This is a genomic window from Pseudomonas sp. 9_2_1 (assembly GCF_059295275.1).
Window position 1 is genome coordinate 3994581 of record NZ_CM181239.1, and the last position, 16508, is coordinate 4011088.

The following is a 16508-nucleotide window of genomic DNA, read 5'->3' on the forward strand; positions in this document are numbered from 1 at the left end:
ATCGGGAGAAATCTCAGGGCAACAGGGTCCGTCCCGCGCCCAGTCAGTGTTGACGTGCGCAGTTTCTGTATGAGGGTTCTGGGGACCGGTGGGCGGTGTCGTAATGACGCCCCTGGCCTCATCGCCGGCAAGCTGGCCCCCGCCGAAACGGCGGAAACCCTGTTAACTGTGCGATACAGCGGTGTAACGCACATGCATCGCCCCCGACTCGCACAGGGTCCGAATACATCAGACTAAAGTCGTAGGCGAAAAGCTTGTCAATATCCCGTCAAAAAAATCGTCCACCGATGGTAATGCGATGCAACTAGCTGTTTTCCCGGTACTTATGAAAAGTTCAAAGAATTTATAGAGCGAAAAGATATTACTGGATGTTTCATTGCAACCTACGCTGCTGCATGTGGGAGCGACGCAGCGTTCTGGATTATTCGCCCTGAGAGCGACCCGTCTGCGAGCCGACCAAGAAGCCACAACTACCGCCGTACGGGGCGCCGCAAGGGCTTCCCGATTTGCGATGAAGGGAGGCCCCCGATGCCCAAGGCACCACGCACCCGTTGCGAACTGGCCGATGCGCTGTTTCGCCTGCGCCGCAGCTTTTACGCCCTGGGCGCCTTCAGCGGCGTGATAAACGTCATGATGTTGACGCCAGCCGTTTACATGCTGCAGGTGTACGACCGCGCTCTGGTAAGCCGCAACGTCACCACCCTGGCCATGCTCACGCTGTTGGTAGTGGGGCTGTTCCTGCTGATGTCGGCACTGGAGATGATGCGCATCCGCGTGCTGATCCGCGTCGGCAACTGCCTGGACATGGACCTCAACCGCCGCATCTTCAGCGCCGCCTTCGAGCGCAACCTGAGCCGCGCCGGCGGCAACCCGGCCCAGGCCCTGCAGGACCTGGCGCAGGTGCGGCAGTTTCTCACCGGCAACGGCCTGTTCGCCTTCTTCGACGCGCCGTGGACACCGATCTACCTGCTGGTCTGCTACCTGATCCACCCGCTGCTGGGGCTGGTCACGATGATCGGCTCGCTGATCCTGGTGGGGCTGGCCTGCCTGACTGAAAAGGCCACGCAAAAGCCATTGGCCGAAGCCAACCAGGCAGCCCTGTCATCGGCCAGCTACGCCAACAACAACCTGCGCAACGCCGAAGTGATCGAAGCCATGGGCATGCTGCCGTCGATCGGCAAGCGCTGGTTCCAGGGCCACTTGCGGATCCTGCAGATGCAGACCCTGGCCTCCGACCGCGCCGCGCTGATCAGCAGCACCGGGCGCTTTGTGCGCATCACCTTGCAATCGGTGATCCTCGGTACCGGCGCGCTGCTGGCGATCGAGGGCAAGATCACCCCCGGCATGATGATCGCCTGCTCGATCCTGACCGGCCGCGCCCTGGGGCCGGTGGAACAGGTGATCGCCTCGTGGAAGCAGCTGCTGGGTTGCCGCCTGGCCTGGGGCCGGCTCAACGACCTGCTGCAGGACTACCCACAGCGGCCACCGAGCATGTCCCTGCAGCGGCCGATGGGCATGTTGGCGGTGGAAAACGTGATTGCCGGCGCCCCGGGTACCAACACCACCATCGTGCGCGGGGTGAGCTTCAGCCTGGCCGCGGGTGACAGCCTCGGCATCATCGGCCCGTCGGCTTCGGGCAAGTCCACCCTCGCCCGCCTGCTGGTGGGCGTGTGGCCCGCCCAGGCCGGCAAGGTGCGCCTGGATGGCGCCGACATCTTCACCTGGAACAAGGCCGAGCTCGGCCCGTGGCTAGGCTACCTGCCGCAGGACGTGGAGCTGTTCGAGGGCACCATCGGCGAAAACATTGCGCGCTTCGCCGAGGTGGACAGCGATGCGGTGATCCGCGCCGCACGCAGCAGCGGCGTGCACGACATGATCCTGCGTTTCCCGCAGGGCTACGACACCCGCCTGGCAGCCGATGGCAGCCCGCTGTTCTGGCGGCCAGAAGCAACGCATCGCCCTGGCCCGCGCCCTGTATGGCGAGCCCAACCTGGTAGTGCTGGACGAGCCCAACGCCAACCTTGACGACCTTGGCGAGAAGGCCCTGGTGGATGCATTGACCGAGCTCAAGGCGCGCGGGGCCACGGTAGTGCTGATTTCCCACCGCCCCAATGTGCTGTGCGCAGTCGACCAGGTGCTGATGCTGCGTGACGGTGGGGTACACATGCTGGGCAGCCGCGATGAAGTGTTCGCGGCGCTGCGCAAGGCCAGCGTGATCCCCGCAGGCGCTGCGACGCCGTTGGCTTCGGTAAAGGTACGGGAGTAGCCGATCATGCAGATGATTCAACACAGCGAACTGATTCCCGCCGATGCCAGCAAGCTGATCGACCTCGATGCCGGTCGGCCGGCACGCTGGGGCTTGTGGATGGTGGTCGCAGGCTTTGGCGGCTTCTTGCTGTGGTCGTGCCTGGCGCCCCTGGACGCCGGCATCGTCGCCACCGGCACGGTCAAGGTCACCAGCAACCGCAAGGCGGTCCAGCACCTGACCGGTGGCACCGTCGAGGCGATTCTGGTCCGCGAAGGCGATGTCGTGAACAAAGGGCAGGAGCTGGTACGCCTCGACGCCCTGCGCGCAGTGGCCGAACAGGGCGCGCTCAGCGCCCAGTACATTGTCAGCAAGACCGTGGAAAACCGCCTGGAAGCCGAGCGTGACGACCGCGACACGGTCGCCTTCGACCCCGCCCTGCTCCAGCACTACGGCAGTGACCCCAGGCTGCTGGCGGCCATGGACCTGCAGCAACGCCTGCTCGACACCCGCCGTGCGGGCCTGGCCGGCGAGCTGAGCATTCTCGAGGAAAACCTTACCGCCTCGGCAGTGCAGCTTAAAGGCCTGCAGCAGGTGTACGGGGCTCGCGCCTCGCAAATCGGCTTTCTCAACCAGGAACTGCAAGGCACCCGGGTGCTGGCAGCCGAGGGCTATGTGCCGCGCAACCGCCTGCTGGAGCTGGAGCGCAGCAACGCCGACCTGTCCGCTGGCCAGGCGGAAAACCTCAACAACATTGCCCGAGCGCGCAGCCAGGCCACCGAGATCAAGCTGCGCATGCTGCAGCGTCAGCACGACTACCTGAAGGAAGTGGAGTCGCAACTGACCGACACCGCCAAGGAAAACACCACCCTGGCCGACCGCCTGCGCGCGCTGGACTACGAAGTGAGCCACACGGTTATCCGCTCGCCGATCGACGGCATGGTCCAGGCGCTGAGCATCGCTACCGTCGGCGGCATCATCCAGCCTGGGGCCAAGATCATGGAAGTCGTGCCGCTGGGCGAGCCGCTGCAGGTCGACGCAATGATCCCGGTGCAGGCCATCGACAAGATGGTCCCGGGCCTGGCCGTGGACATTGCCTTCCCGGCCTTCAACCATGCGCAGACGCCGAATATTCCTGGCAGGGTCAAGACCATCTCCGCCGACCGCCTGCTCGATGAAGAAAGCAAGCAGCCGTTCTACCTGGCCCAGGTAGAAGTGACACCAGCCGGCATGGGCCTGCTGGGCAGCAACCACATCCGCCCCGGCATGCCTGCCACCGTCACCATCAAGACCGGCGAGCGCAACCTGCTCAGCTACCTGCTCAAACCGATGCTCGAACGCGTGGACGCCGCGTTCAAGGAGCAATGACATGAAACGCCCGTGCCTGATGTTGTGCCTGCTGGGTTTGTCGGTACAGGCCAGTGCCATGGACCTGAAACAAGCCTGGGACCTGCTGCAGTACCAAGGCCCGATGTACCGCGCTGCGGTGCATGAAAAACAAGCCGGCGGCGAGAACCGCGCCATCGGCGAGGCCGGCCTGCTGCCGCAGATCAACGCGGCAGCCTACTTCAACAAGGTCGATGGCAGCCAGCGCCAGAATGGCCAGGACAACGACCTGAATTACGATTCGAAAGGCGCCAACGTGCGCCTGCGCCAACCGCTGTTCAACAAGCAGAAGATGGCCGAGTACCGCCAGGGCCAGCAACGCGCCGACTACAGCGTGGCGGTGTTCGACGCCAAGAGCCAGGACGCCGCCGTGCGCCTGGCAGATGCCTACTTCGACGTGCTGCTGGCCAGCGAAACCATCACCCTGGCCAAGGCCAAGCTGAGCGCCTTCGAGGAACAGATGGCTTCGGCGAAGCGGCGCAAGGAGCTGGGTGCCGGCACCATCACCGATATCGACGAGTCGGTGGCCCGCCGCGACCTGGCCGAGGCCGACCTGATCGATGCCCAGGACAACCTGGTCAACACCCGCCGCAAGCTGGAGGAGTACATCGGCGAAACGCCCCAGGCCCTGACCACCCTGCAGCCAGGCTTCAGCACACCGCCGCTGCTGCCGGGCAACCTGCAGGACTGGCTGGTAAAAGCCCAGGCCGACAGCCCGCTGATTCATGCGCGGCGGCACAACTACGAGCTGGCCGAGGAAGAAGTGCATCGCGCCCGCGCGGGGCACTGGCCGACCCTGGATTTCGTCGCCGGCTATAACGCCGGCAGCAGCCAGTCGATTTCCGAGCTGAACCAGCGCAACCACTACAGCTCGATCGGCCTGGAGCTGAACATCCCGCTGTACAGTGGTGGCAGCACCAGCGCCCTGACCCGCCAGGCCAGCGCCAACAGCTCCAAGGCCCTGGACGAGCTGGACGCCACGCGCCAGGAGGTGATTTCCGACACCACCCGCGAGTACCGCGGCGTGCAAAGTGGCGCCCTGCGTGTTCATGCACTGGAAAAGGCCGTGGCCTCCAACGAACGCTCGCTGACCTCGACCCGCAAGGGTTTCAAGGAAGGCGGCACCAGCACCAACTCGGATGTGCTCAATGCCGAAGAGCTGCTGTACGACGCGCGCCACGACCTGTTCGAGGCCAAGCTGAACTACCTGATGTCACGGCTGCGCCTGGCCTCGTCGGTGGGCAGCCTGGGGGATGACGATATCGAGCAGATCAACGGCTATCTAGGGCCGGAGTTGATGGTCAGCAACTGATGGGTGGATCCACGCAGGCATGTCACTGCACCGTAGCTGCCCGTTCCACCTTCAGGCTATGATCGGCCATCCTGCCGAGGACGCCCTGACCCATGCCCGTCGACCTGCAAGCGTTGTACCCCAGGCTGATCCACCTGATGCTGGACACGGTATTCGTGGTCGACCGGGACAACCAGATCGTCTTCGTCAGCGATGCCTGCGAGGCCCTGCTGGGCTACCGGGCCTGCGAACTGGTCGGCACGCCGATCACCGCCTACATGCACCCTGACGACCTGGCTGCCACCCGCGCATCGATCGTGCGGGTGATGAACGGCCAACCGCATTACGACTTTCGCAATCGCTACATCCGCAAGGATGGCAGCATCGTGCACATCCTGTGGGCGGCATCGTGGTCCGAGGAGGCCGAGGCCCGCATCGGCGTGGCGCGCGACGTGACTGCCCAGCGGCAAGCCGAGGACGCGCTGCGCTTCCTGGCTCATCACGACCCGCTGACCCGGCTGGCCAATCGGGCCATGTTCAATGAGCAGCTGGACGCCGCCCTGCACGATGCACACCGCCGGGGTGGCAGGCTGGCACTGCTGTTTGTCGATATCAACGACTTCAAAAGCATCAACGATGTTCACGGCCATGCCGTGGGAGACCGTGTGCTGTGCACGCTGGCCCGGCGCCTGGAGGCCTGCATGCAGGCGACCGACACGGTGGCCCGAATTGGCGGGGATGAATTCACCGTGCTGCTGAACGACATGGCCTCGCAGGATGCCGTTGCCGAGAAAGTGGCCTGTGCCCTCGCTGCCATGGCAGCGCCGCTAGAGGGAGAACTGTCCGGCATCAAGGCGCCCACCTGCAGCATCGGGGTGGCCTGCTACCCTGAAGACGGCAGAGATGCCGACGCACTGTTGCGCCATGCCGATGGCGACATGTACCGGGTCAAGCATCTTTACTCCGCGAAACGGTGACACGCATGCCCAACTCCGACAACGCCCTGCTGGATAGCTGGCAGCATAATGCCAAGGCCTGGATCGACGCGGTGCGCAGCGGCGCCATCGAAAGCCGGCGCCAGGTCACCGACCAGGCCATCCTGCTGGCTATCCTCGGCCGCATGCCCGCACGTGTACTCGACCTGGGCTGTGGTGAGGGCTGGTTGCTGCGGGCGCTGGACGACCGGGGTATTGAAGCCGTGGGCGTCGATGGCGACCGGACGCTGGTGGATGCTGCGCGCGCAGCCGGCTCGGCCGAGGTGCACCTGGCCAGCTACGCACAGTTAGCCGATGGGCAGGCCTTTGTGGGTAAAGACTATGACCTGATCTGTGCCAACTTTGCCCTGTTGCAACAGGACATCATCCCGTTGCTGGCTGCGCTGAAAGGTTTGCTGCGGCCCGGTGCTGCGCTGGTGATCCAGACCCTGCACCCTTGGAGCGTGGCGGGCGGGGATTACCAGGATGGCTGGCGGGAGGAGTCGTTTGCCGGGTTTGCCGGGGCCTGGCAGGTGATGCCCTGGTACTTCCGCACCCTGGCCAGCTGGCTGACTGCGCTGGACATGGCGGGGTTGCGACTGGTCAGCCTGCAGGAACCGCAGCACCCGCAGAGTGCGGTGCCGCAGTCGTTGCTGATGGTGGCTGAACACCTCTGAGAAGCTGCTCCTACAGAAGAAATGGCGCCTTGAGGCCTACAGCACCGGCTTGCGCGCCGCGCCGCTGCGGGCCTTGGCCATGGCGGCCAGGCGCACCGCGACGTTGGCCGCGCCGTAACCGGCATAGCCACCTTTGCGCTGGATGATCTCGAAGAAGAAACGCTCTTCGAACGGCTCGGTGTACACGTGGAACAGCTCGCCACCCTGGGCATCGCGGTCATACAGCACGTTGTAGTACGCCAGTTCGCTGAGGAACTCGTCATCGAAGTCGAACCGCGCCGCCAGGTCGTCGTAGTAGTTCAGCGGGATCTCCAGCAACGGCACACCGGCCAGCTTGGCCCGCGCCACTTCACGGAAGATGTCGTCGCAATCAAAGGCAATGTGGTGCACCCCTGAACCGCGGTAGCTGGACAACGCATGGGCGATGGCGGTGTTGCGGTTTTCCGAGATGTTCAGCGGCAGGCGCAAGGTGCCGCACTGGCTGCGCAAGGCGCGGCTCTTGACCAGACCATAGGGGTCGGGGAGCACAACCTCGTCATCGGCGGCGAAGTCGAACAGGCTTTTGTAGAACAGCACCCAGCTGTCCAGCGACTCGGCCGGCAGAGCCAGGGCCATGTGGTCGATGCGGCGCAGGCCACCAGTGGCAGTGGCGGCCTGGTCCAGGCTGAAGTCGGTGTCGTACAGGGTCTGGCCGGCAGTGCCCGGCTCCACCAGGTACAGCAGGCTGCCATCCGGCGCGCGGACCGCCGGCACTTCGCACTCGTTGGGGCCGACCAGGCCGCGGAATGGCTGGCCGCGGAACGCCGTGGCGCGCTTCAGCGCGGCCTGCTGGTCCTTGACCCGCAGCGCGGTGGCGCACAACGACGGGCCATGGGCCTCGAAGAAGTTGTGGCCAAAAGAATACGGTTCGGCGTTCAAGACAATGTTGATATCGCCCTGGCGCAGCAGCTGCACATCTTTGCTACGGTGCTTGCCCGCTTCGGCAAAGCCCAGGCGCTTCAGCCAGCTGCCCAGGCGCGCGCCGACGGCTTCGTCGACGGCAAATTCAAGGAACTCCACGCCGTCATAGGTACTGGCTGCAGGGGGGGTGAACAGCACGCCGGGTTCGATTGGCGTGCCTTCCTGCTCCAGGCGCAGGCGGGTGTGCTCTTCGAGGTACAGCAGAGAGCGCAGGCCGTCAGCGGCATTCTGCCGGGGTGGTGCGGCGCGGAAGCCGTCGTTGAAGATTTCCAGCGACAGCGGGCCACGGTAGCCGGTGGCGAGGATCGGCGCGAGGAAACCGGCCATGTCCATTTCGCCCTGCCCCGGGAAGCAGCGGAAGTGGCGGCTCCATTCCAGCACATCCATGGCCAGGATCGGTGCATCGGCCATTTGCACGAAGAAGATCTTGTCGCCGGGTATGTCGCGGATCGCGCTCGGGTCGCCCTTCAGCGACAAGGTATGGAAGCTGTCGAGAATCACACCCAGGGCCGGGTGGTCGGCCTGGCGCACCAGGTCCCACACTTGCTGGTAGGTGTTGACGTGGCGGCCCCAGGCCAGGGCTTCGTAGCCAATGCGCAGGCCACGCTTGCCGGCGTGCTCGGCCAGCAGGCGCAGGTCGTCTACCAGCAGTTGCTCCTCGCCCAGGGCGTCGGCCTGGACGTTGCTGCACACCAGCACCAGGTCGGTGCCCAGTTCCTGCATGAGGTCGAACTTGCGCTCGGCGCGGTCGAGGTTTTTCTGCAGGCGCTCGCGGCGGCAGCCTTCAAAGTCGCGGAACGGCTGGAACAGGGTAATGGCAATGCCCAGATCGGCGCACATCTGGCGTACCTGACGCGGGCTGCCAGCGTAATAAAGAAGGTCGTTTTCGAAGATCTCGACGCCGTCAAAACCGGCGGCGGCGATGGCTTCGAGCTTTTCCGGCAGGGTGCCGCTCAAGGACACGGTAGCGATCGAACGCTGCATGGCGGGAGTTCCTTATTGTTGGAAAATGACGGTGCCAGGCAGGTAAAAACCCCTGTCACAGTTTATGGCACGATCGATTATTCGCAGGTAAAGTCGTCGCTTCAATCCCTTTGTACGGAATGGTTAGTTTTGCGTTCGATTATCGCACAAAACCCGTTTTAACGAATTGCTAGACCGCTGGCCCGTGGTCAACATGAACCACAGACGCAGGCACACCGACCACCGCCTCCTGCCGTGGCGAGAACACCGGCGGAACCTGCGCAAACAACAATAACAACGGAGACAACGATGGCTCACTCCAGCTCGCAAGCCAAGAAAGCGACCGCCAGTGGATGGATAGGCTCGGCACTCGAGTACTACGACTTCTTCATCTATGCCCAGGCCGCTGCACTGATTTTCCCGCAGATCTTCTTCCCCAACACCGACCCTAAAATGGCCATCATTGCCTCGCTGGCCACCTACGGCGTGGGCTACCTGGCGCGCCCGGTCGGCGCCTTCGTGCTGGGCCACTGGGGTGACACCCGCGGTCGCAAGAACGTACTGCTGCTGTGCATGTTCCTGATGGGCCTGTCGACCATGGCAGTGGGCCTTCTGCCCACCTACCACGACATCGGCTTCCTCGCCCCTGCCCTGCTGGTGGTACTGCGCCTGATCCAGGGCTTTGCCGTAGCCGGGGAAATCTCCGGGGCCAGTTCGATGATCATGGAGCACGCGCCCTTCGGCCGACGCGGCTACTACGCCAGCTTCACCCTGCAAGGCGTGCAGGCCGGCCAGGTGATGGCGGCGGCGGTGTTCCTGCCACTGGCCTACTTCATGCCCAGCGAAGCCTTCAACGACTGGGGCTGGCGCATTCCGTTCCTGATGAGCGCCATCGTGCTGATCGCCGGTTTCATCATTCGCAAGGAAGTGCACGAAACCCCGGCGTTCGTGAAGGAAGAGAAGCAGGACAAAGTTGCCAAGTCGCCGATCAGCGAGGCCTTCCGCCACAGCTGGAAGCACATGGTGCTGGTGATGTTCATGGCGTTGATGAACGTGATTCCGGTGGTGGCCACCATCTTCGGAGCGGCCTACGCGGTGCAGCCAGCCTACGGCATCGGCTTCGACAAGAGCGTGTATCTGTGGATTCCGGTGGTCGGCAACATCGTTGCGGTACTGGTGATCCCGTTTGTCGGCAACCTGTCGGACAGGATCGGCCGTCGCCCGACCATGATCGCTGGCTGCCTGGGCTCGGGTCTGCTGGCGTTCGTCTATCTGTATGCGATCAGTATCCAGAACGTACCGCTGGCGTTCGCCGCCTCGATCGTGATGTGGGGCATGGTTTACCAGGGTTACAACGCGGTATTCCCAAGCTTCTACCCAGAACTGTTCCAGACCCGCTACCGGGTATCGGCCATGGCCATCGCGCAGAACATCGGCACCATGCTGACTGCCATGCTGCCAGCGCTGTTCGCCCTGGTGGCGCCACCCGGCTCGGACAACATCCCGCTGGTAGTGGGTGGGCTGGCATTCTTCATCACTTGCGTGTGCGCCCTGGCGGCCTACATTGCCCCGGAAACTCATCGCCTGGCGATGGAAGACCTGGGTAATCCGCAGGCCAAGCCGATGGAGAAAGAGGCGTATGAGGCCAGCCGTAAAGGCAGCTTTCAGGCAGTGAGCCACTGACAGGTTGCACGGGGCTGTCCTGCAGCCCATCGCCGGCAGGCCAGCTCCCACAGGATCGCATCACGCCTGAGGCAGATGCGGTCGTTGTGGGAGCTGGCTTGCCGGCGAATGGGCCGCGAAGCGGCCCGGGCGATTTCAGCTTTTGACAACTTCCTGCAAGTGAGCCCAAAGCCTTTCGACATCCCCGCGCTCGGTCGGCAACGCGCCGATCGACACCCTCACCATCCAGCGCCCGTCCAGCGTCGCTGGCGTCACATAGGCCTCCCCGCTGGCATTCAACTGCTCTGCCCAGCCCCTGGTATGCGCATCCAGCGCCTCCCCTTCCAGCCCTGCCGGCCGGTGGCGAATGCACAAGGTCTGCAACTGCACCGGCGCCAGCACTTCCCACTCTGCCGCCGCGCCAACCTGCCCCGCCAACCACTGGGCATTGTCCAGGTCACGGCGCAACCGCGCCTGCAACGCCTCAACCCCCTCGCTGCGCAACATGAACCACAGCTTCAGCGCACGGAACCGGCGACCCAGTGGGATGCCCCAGTCACGCAGGTTCTTCACCTCGCCATCCACGGCCGACTGCAGGTAGCTGGGGTTGGTGCTCATCACCCGGACCAGGTGCTGCGGGTCGCGTACGTAATAAATGGAGCAATCGAAAGCCACACCCAGCCACTTGTGCGCATTGACCACCACCGAATCGGCCAGCTCGATGCCGTCCCACATCCAGCGGCATTCAGGCAGGATCATCGCCGAGCCGGCCATGGCCGAGTCCACATGCAGCCACAGGCCGTTGGCCTGGGCGATTTCGCCGATCGGGCGCAGCGGGTCGAGGGCGGTCGTGGTCGTGGTGCCGGTGGTGGCGACGACGGCGCACGGCTGGTTGCCAGCAGCCAGGTCCTGCTCGATGGCCGCCTGCAGCGCTTGCGGCTGCAGGGCGTAGCGTGTGTCGGTGGGGATCAGGCGGATATTGTCGCGACCAAAGCCGGCCAGCAGCGCCGCCTTGTCCACCGAGCTGTGGGCGTGGGCACTGACATACACGATCAACGGTTTGGGCTGGGCCTGCAGGCCACCGCGCACCAGGGCGTAGTCACTGGCGCGCTCGCGGGCACTGATCAGCGCCACCAGGGTGCTGGTCGAGGCGGTGTCCTGGATCACCCCGCTCCATTGGCCAGACAGGCCGAGCAGCTGGCGCAGCCAGTCAAGCGTGGTTTCTTCCAGTTCGCTCAAGGCCGGGCTGGATTGCCATGACAGGCCAAGAACGCCCAGGCCGGTGCTGAGGAAGTCGCCGAGTACCGACGACAGGGTGCCGTTGGAGGGGAAGTAGCCGTAGAAATCCGGGTGCTGCCAATGGGACAGGCCGGGCATGACCAGCTGGTTGACGTCGGCGAGGATCGCTTCGAATGGCTCGCCTTGCCGGGGGGCAGCTGCAGGCAAGGCAGACTTCAGGTACCCGGGCTCGACCTGGGCCATGACCGGGCGTTCGCCGACGGTTGTGCGGTAGTCGGCGATCATGTCGATCAGTTGGTGGCCGTACTGGCGGAATTGTTCTGGGGTCACGTGGGGGCTCCTGAGGTTAGTCCGCTGCCTGTGCCGGCCCTTTCGCGGGTGAACCCGCTCCCACAAGCGCCCGCTGATGTGGAAGCGGGTTCACCCGCGAAAGGGCCGGTACAGGCAACACAATGCCCCCAGTCTAGGCACCTGTGCCCAGACTATTAACCCCGCATCACGCATACCTGCTATGGCAAACCCGCATGCCCACCCTGCACGCCGAACTGCGACTGGCGCCACAACTCGAATACCCGGTTGCGCAACCAGCGGTGCTCGGCCGAAGCCTGCAGGCGCTGGTGCCACACCACCCAGTAGCGCTGGCTGTGGTCGATGAAGCCCAGCGGCCGCCAGGCCAGGTGATGCAGGCGGCTCAGTTGCCGGGCAATATGTTCTGGCACCGTAGCCACAGCCAGGCTGTTGGCGATCACCTGCACAGTGGCCGAGAAGAACGGCACCTCCAGGCTGACCCGCCGCTGCAGGCCCTGGGCGCGCAGGTGGCGGTCGATGAAGCTGTCTTTGTCACCCCCGCCGGAGATACGCACATGCTTGTGCGCCAGGTAATCGGCCTGGCTGAGCGTGGTGTGAGCGGCCAACGGATGATCCTGGCGCATCAGGCACACCGCGCGGTCCTCGCCCAGCAAGCGCCCGTGCAGGTTGGGCGGCGACTCGTCGAACAAGGTGGTGGCCAGGTCGATCTCGCCACTGGCCAGCAAGGCATACTGCCCGGCCTGCCAGGTACGGTATTCCAGCGACACACCGGGTGCTTCACGCTCCAGTGCGGCGACCAGCAACGGCAGCATGTGCTCGGCCACGTAATCCGAGGCGGCCAGGCAGAAGCGCCGCTCGCAACGCGCCGGGTCGAACACCGCGGGCTGGCGCAGGGCGTGCAGTTCTTCAAGGACTTGCCGCAGGGGTTCGACCAGCGCTTCGGCGTACTCGCTGAGTACGTAGCCACGGCCCTGGCGTACCAGCAACGGATCATCGAAGGCTTCGCGCAGGTGGGCCAGCTGACGGCTCAGGGCGGACTGGCTGACGCCCAGACGCTCAGCGGCGTGGCTGAGGTTTTTCAGCTGCAACAGGTGGTCGAGGGTGCGCAGGTGGGCAAGGCTGAGGGAGGCGAAAGCGGGGTTCATGCAGGCTCCCTGCGGTGAAATTCAGAAGCCCGCTCCTACAAAATACCTGTGGGAGCGGGCCAGCCCGCGAAGGGCCGCAAGGCGGCCCCGGAATTTACGCGGTCAGACCGACGTACACGTTCTGCACGTCATCGTTCTCGTCGATGGCCTCGAGGAACGCTTCAACCTCGGCCAGCGCCTCGGCACTGAGGCTGGCCGCGCTTACCGGGTTTTTCGGGGTGTAGCCGATCTTCGCCGAGGTCACGGTGAAGCCATGCTCCGGCAGGGCCTTCTGCACCGCGTCGAGGTCGGTGGTGTCGGTGATGAACAGGGTCGAGCCCTCTTCTTCACCTTCCTCGAAGTCCTGGGCGCCGGCTTCGATGGCGGCCATTTCCGGGTCGGCATCGCCTTCGGCAGTGGCTTCGATCAGGCCGACATGGTTGAAGTCCCAGGCCACCGAACCGCTGGCACCCAGCTGCCCCTTGCGGAACAGCACGCGGATCTGCGCGACGGTACGGTTGATGTTGTCGGTGAGGCACTCGACGATCAGCGGCACCTGGTGCGGGGCGAAGCCTTCGTAGCTGACCGCGTGGTACTGCACGGCATCACCGTCCAGGCCGGCACCCTTGCGGATTGCCCGGTCCAGGGTCTCGCGGGTCATCGAAGCCTTCTTGGCCTGCACGATGGCCAGGCGCAGGCGCGGGTTCATGTCGGGATCGGCGCCCGATTTGGCCGCGATCTGGATTTCCTTGGACAGCTTGCCCATGATCTTGCCCTTGGCGTTGGCAGCTGTTTCTCTATGCTTGGCTTTCCACTGTGCGCCCATGTCGACTCTCTTGTTTCAGCGGCCGGTTCCGGAAGCGACCGGCCAAAAGTGGGTGCAGTTTATACGCCCTCAGGCACGGGATCGACAAGAAATCGCATCAGCCTTTATCGGCCTTGCCCGCCGCCGCGGCAAACCGCGCCAGGCGCACATCCAGCCTGCGCGGGCGCAAGCCGTGGTCTTCGGCGCGCTCCTTGCGACGGATGGCATTGCGCACCATCAGCGAGCCCAGGTAGCGGATCGGCTCGGGCGGGAACAGCCCCAGCGGCCCCTTGACCAGCGGTGAGCGGGTCCACGGGTTGTCCAGCCCCAGTGCCAGCGACGAGAGAATCTGCCCGCCCATATGGCACGGCCCGACGCCGCTGCCGGAATAGCCAAAGCCGTAGAACACATTGCCCTGCCCGTCCAGCCGGCCAAAGAATGGCAGGCCGGTTACCGAGCGGTCCGACGGCCCGTTCCAGCTGGCCGCCAGCGGCACGTCGGCCAGCGCCGGGAAAAACCCGCCCAGGCTTTCGCGCAGCAAGGGCCGGTACGGCGATGGCTGGTCGAACACCGGCAACATGCGCCCGCCATAGGCAAAGGTATTACCGCCCTTGCCGAGCATCAGCCGGCCATCGGAGGTGTTGTGGTAGTAATGCACGAAGATGCGCGAGTCGAGCACGCTGATGCCGCTGTCCAGGCCGACCTGGCTCAGCAGGTCGGGGCTCGGTTCGGTGATCACCATGTCGCTGGAGACAATCGCCACGCTGCGCTCGAACTGCGGGAAGGCCCGCGCCATCCAGGCATTCAGGCCCAGCACCACGCGATCGGCACGCAGCGTGCCATGGGCGGTGCGCACCTGCACCGGGGCGCCGTGCTCCAGGCCGGTCATGGCGGTGCCCTCATGGATGCGCACGCCGCGCTGCAAGGCCACACGGCGCAGCCCGCGCACCAGCTTGCCTGGCTGCACAGTGGCTGCCGCGGGTGAAAACCAGCCCTCCAGGTGCCGCGCCGACCCTGCCAGGCGCTGCACCTGCTGCAACGGCAGACGGCTGAAGGAATTGATGCCCTTGTGCTCCAGCGCGGCGATTACTGCGTCGGTCGCCCCGATCTGGGCCGCGTTGGTGGCGGTGTACAGCGTGCCGTCCAGGCGATAGTCGCAGTCGATGCCATTGGCCGTGCAAAACGCGCCGATGTCACCGATGCTGCGCTCCGACTCCTGCACCAGGCGCACAGCCTCTGCCGGTCCGAACAAGCGCTCGAGGGTGAAGTACTTGGCCGACCAGGACAGCGCACACCCACCGTTGCGGCCACTGGCACCGGCACCGCAGATATCGGCCTCGATCAGCACGATATCCAGGGCCGGCGCTGCCTCCTTGAGCATCAATGCAGTCCACAGACCGGTGTAGCCGCCGCCGACGATGCATACATCGCAACGGGCATCGCCTTGCAGGGGCGGGCACACCGCCTCCTGCGCCGAATCCAGGGCCTGTTGCAGCCAGAACGGTCTCATTCGCTCGCTTTCCTTTCAGGTACGCAGTGGCTTGATTGCCATGCTGGTGTTCGGCGCCACATCGGCACTGTGCGCAGCGCTGGCCGGGCGGCTGTTCCAGTGCGGCAGCAGCACCAGTGCCGAGAACAGCGCGCAGCCGGCGAACACGATGAACACCGTAACGCCATCGAAGTAACCCGGCAGCAGCCCGCCCAGCACCGCCCCCACCGAACCGCAACCGTTGACGAAGCCCGCCGCGGTGGCACCGGCCTTGGCCGTGCCGAAGTCGATCGCAGCAGCACCACTGATCATCGAGTCTGGCCCGTAGAGGGTCAGGCCCATCACGAACAGCAGGGCCACCACCAGCATCACGCTGCCGGTGCCCATGGCGGCCATGAACAGCGCCAGGGTCACGGTCAGCAGCACCAGGCTGATGACACACGCCGGCATGCGCCTGGCGCCGAACAGCTTGTCCGAGGCCAGGCCGATGATGATCGGGCCAAGCAGTCCGGCCAGTTCGAAGGCTGTGGGGATGATTGCCGCGCCAACCTTGCCCACCGACGGCATCTGCTCGAAGACGATCACCGGCCCCCACAGCAGGATCGCGTAGCGCGCCGGCTTCAACAGGAAATACGCCAGGCCGAGGGTCAGTACCGTGCGGTTGCGCATGATCTCCTGCAGCGGTGCCCACACACTGCACAGGTTGCCGGCCGGGGCCATGCTCTGCGGCTCGGGCTCCACCGCTGGCAAACCGACGTCTTCAGGCTTGTTGCGCTGCAGGAAGAAGAACAGCACGGCCACCAGCGCCACCACCGCGGCACTGGAGAAGAACGCCGCATGCCAGGTGCCGACCAGGGTATAGGCCCACCAGCCGGCAAACGGCGAGGCCACCAGGCCGCCAAAGGCGTAGCAGGAGCTCCACAGGCCCAGCACCCGGCCACGCTGCGAGGCAGGGAAGAAGCTGCCGATGTTCTTGCACAACCCGGCCCAGCCAGTGGATTGCGCCAGCCCCTGAACCAGCATGCAGGTGGCAAAAATCGGGAAGGTGGCATAGCTGCCCATCACCACCGCCGCCACTGCCGAAATCAGCAGGCCGCCAAGCACCACCACGCGCGGCCCGAAGCGGTCGGCGAGCATGCCCCAGGTAAACTGGCCAACCGCATAGGCGGCCAGGTAGATGGCGTCGAGGTTGGCCATGGCGGCCTTGTCGAGCATGAAGGCCGGGTCTTCGGCGATGCCCAGCTTGGCCACCGAAAACGCCTTGCGGGTGAAATAGAAGGCGGCGTAGGCCAGCCAGGTTATCGCAAAAATCTGCATGCGCCAGCGTTTGAACGTGGCTAGGGAATTATTCATATGAGTCTGACCTCTTGCTCAAGTGTGCCGG

The 16508-nt window shown here is 64.7% G+C and carries 11 protein-coding genes and 1 pseudogene; 6 read left to right on the forward strand and 6 right to left on the reverse strand.

Annotated features, from left to right (window positions below):
- The first annotated feature begins 528 nt into the window (after nucleotides 1-528).
- The 5 genes and pseudogenes from AC5O5I_RS18075 to AC5O5I_RS18095 all read left to right on the forward strand — a co-directional run bounded on the left by AC5O5I_RS18075 (nucleotide 529) and on the right by AC5O5I_RS18095 (nucleotide 6573).
- Nucleotides 529-2266 (forward strand): annotated as a pseudogene (locus AC5O5I_RS18075) (type I secretion system permease/ATPase).
- A gap of 6 nt (nucleotides 2267-2272) precedes the next feature.
- Nucleotides 2273-3613 carry an HlyD family type I secretion periplasmic adaptor subunit gene (locus AC5O5I_RS18080; protein ID WP_172232859.1) on the forward strand — a complete coding sequence of 447 codons (1341 nt, stop codon included), beginning with the start codon at nucleotides 2273-2275 and terminating at the stop codon, nucleotides 3611-3613.
- 1 nt (nucleotide 3614) lies between these two features.
- Entirely contained in the window at nucleotides 3615-4943 is a 1329-nt protein-coding gene (locus tag AC5O5I_RS18085; protein WP_494511264.1) for a TolC family outer membrane protein, read from the forward strand.
- A 92-nt stretch (nucleotides 4944-5035) separates the two neighbouring features.
- A complete protein-coding gene (locus tag AC5O5I_RS18090) occupies nucleotides 5036-5899 on the forward strand; it encodes a diguanylate cyclase domain-containing protein (protein WP_494511265.1) in 864 nt (287 codons plus the stop codon).
- A 5-nt stretch (nucleotides 5900-5904) separates the two neighbouring features.
- Nucleotides 5905-6573 (forward strand): class I SAM-dependent methyltransferase, encoded by a 669-nt coding sequence (locus AC5O5I_RS18095; RefSeq protein WP_172218803.1) that lies wholly within the window; start codon nucleotides 5905-5907, stop codon nucleotides 6571-6573.
- Between the two features lie 36 nt (nucleotides 6574-6609).
- Here the strand turns inward: AC5O5I_RS18095 and quiC are convergent, their stop codons facing one another.
- On the reverse strand, nucleotides 6610-8517 hold the full coding sequence (gene quiC, locus AC5O5I_RS18100) for a 3-dehydroshikimate dehydratase QuiC (protein WP_172218801.1): 1908 nt from the start codon (nucleotides 8515-8517) through the stop codon (nucleotides 6610-6612).
- Nucleotides 8518-8805: 288 nt separating this feature from the next.
- Between quiC and AC5O5I_RS18105 the strand changes: the two genes are divergently transcribed.
- A complete protein-coding gene (locus tag AC5O5I_RS18105; protein WP_172286392.1) occupies nucleotides 8806-10179 on the forward strand; it encodes an MFS transporter in 1374 nt (457 codons plus the stop codon).
- 135 nt (nucleotides 10180-10314) lie between these two features.
- On the opposite strand, the gene AC5O5I_RS18110 is transcribed toward AC5O5I_RS18105, so the two are convergent.
- From AC5O5I_RS18110 to AC5O5I_RS18130, 5 genes are all read right to left on the reverse strand, one after another.
- Complete coding sequence (locus AC5O5I_RS18110; RefSeq protein ID WP_494511266.1) at nucleotides 10315-11727, reverse strand: DOPA decarboxylase; 1413 nt, start codon at nucleotides 11725-11727, stop codon at nucleotides 10315-10317.
- A 179-nt stretch (nucleotides 11728-11906) separates the two neighbouring features.
- The gene (locus AC5O5I_RS18115) at nucleotides 11907-12851 is read right to left on the reverse strand and encodes a LysR family transcriptional regulator (RefSeq protein ID WP_172218795.1); all 945 of its coding nucleotides are present in this window, start codon (nucleotides 12849-12851) and stop codon (nucleotides 11907-11909) included.
- A 94-nt stretch (nucleotides 12852-12945) separates the two neighbouring features.
- Nucleotides 12946-13656, reverse strand: a complete 711-nt coding sequence (locus AC5O5I_RS18120) for a YebC/PmpR family DNA-binding transcriptional regulator (protein ID WP_172218793.1) — start codon at nucleotides 13654-13656, stop codon at nucleotides 12946-12948.
- A 97-nt stretch (nucleotides 13657-13753) separates the two neighbouring features.
- Nucleotides 13754-15145: an FAD-dependent oxidoreductase gene (locus AC5O5I_RS18125; protein ID WP_494511267.1), complete on the reverse strand. Its 1392-nt coding sequence runs from the start codon at nucleotides 15143-15145 to the stop codon at nucleotides 13754-13756.
- A 15-nt stretch (nucleotides 15146-15160) separates the two neighbouring features.
- Nucleotides 15161-16477, reverse strand: a complete 1317-nt coding sequence (locus AC5O5I_RS18130; protein ID WP_494511268.1) for an MFS transporter — start codon at nucleotides 16475-16477, stop codon at nucleotides 15161-15163.
- Nucleotides 16478-16508 lie beyond the last annotated feature (31 nt).

What these genes read in the sequence shown, in the direction of transcription:
- AC5O5I_RS18090 (WP_494511265.1), top strand. Translation starts at nt 5,036, where the DNA reads ATGCCCGTCGACCTGCAAGCGTTGTACCCCAGGCTGATCCACCTGATG.
- AC5O5I_RS18130 (WP_494511268.1), bottom strand. Translation starts at nt 16,477, where the DNA reads ATGAATAATTCCCTAGCCACGTTCAAACGCTGGCGCATGCAGATTTTT.
- AC5O5I_RS18120 (WP_172218793.1), bottom strand. Translation starts at nt 13,656, where the DNA reads ATGGGCGCACAGTGGAAAGCCAAGCATAGAGAAACAGCTGCCAACGCC.
- AC5O5I_RS18115 (WP_172218795.1), bottom strand. Translation starts at nt 12,851, where the DNA reads ATGAACCCCGCTTTCGCCTCCCTCAGCCTTGCCCACCTGCGCACCCTC.
- quiC (WP_172218801.1), bottom strand. Translation starts at nt 8,517, where the DNA reads ATGCAGCGTTCGATCGCTACCGTGTCCTTGAGCGGCACCCTGCCGGAA.
- AC5O5I_RS18125 (WP_494511267.1), bottom strand. Translation starts at nt 15,145, where the DNA reads ATGAGACCGTTCTGGCTGCAACAGGCCCTGGATTCGGCGCAGGAGGCG.
- AC5O5I_RS18080 (WP_172232859.1), top strand. Translation starts at nt 2,273, where the DNA reads ATGCAGATGATTCAACACAGCGAACTGATTCCCGCCGATGCCAGCAAG.
- AC5O5I_RS18105 (WP_172286392.1), top strand. Translation starts at nt 8,806, where the DNA reads ATGGCTCACTCCAGCTCGCAAGCCAAGAAAGCGACCGCCAGTGGATGG.
- AC5O5I_RS18095 (WP_172218803.1), top strand. Translation starts at nt 5,905, where the DNA reads ATGCCCAACTCCGACAACGCCCTGCTGGATAGCTGGCAGCATAATGCC.
- AC5O5I_RS18085 (WP_494511264.1), top strand. Translation starts at nt 3,615, where the DNA reads ATGAAACGCCCGTGCCTGATGTTGTGCCTGCTGGGTTTGTCGGTACAG.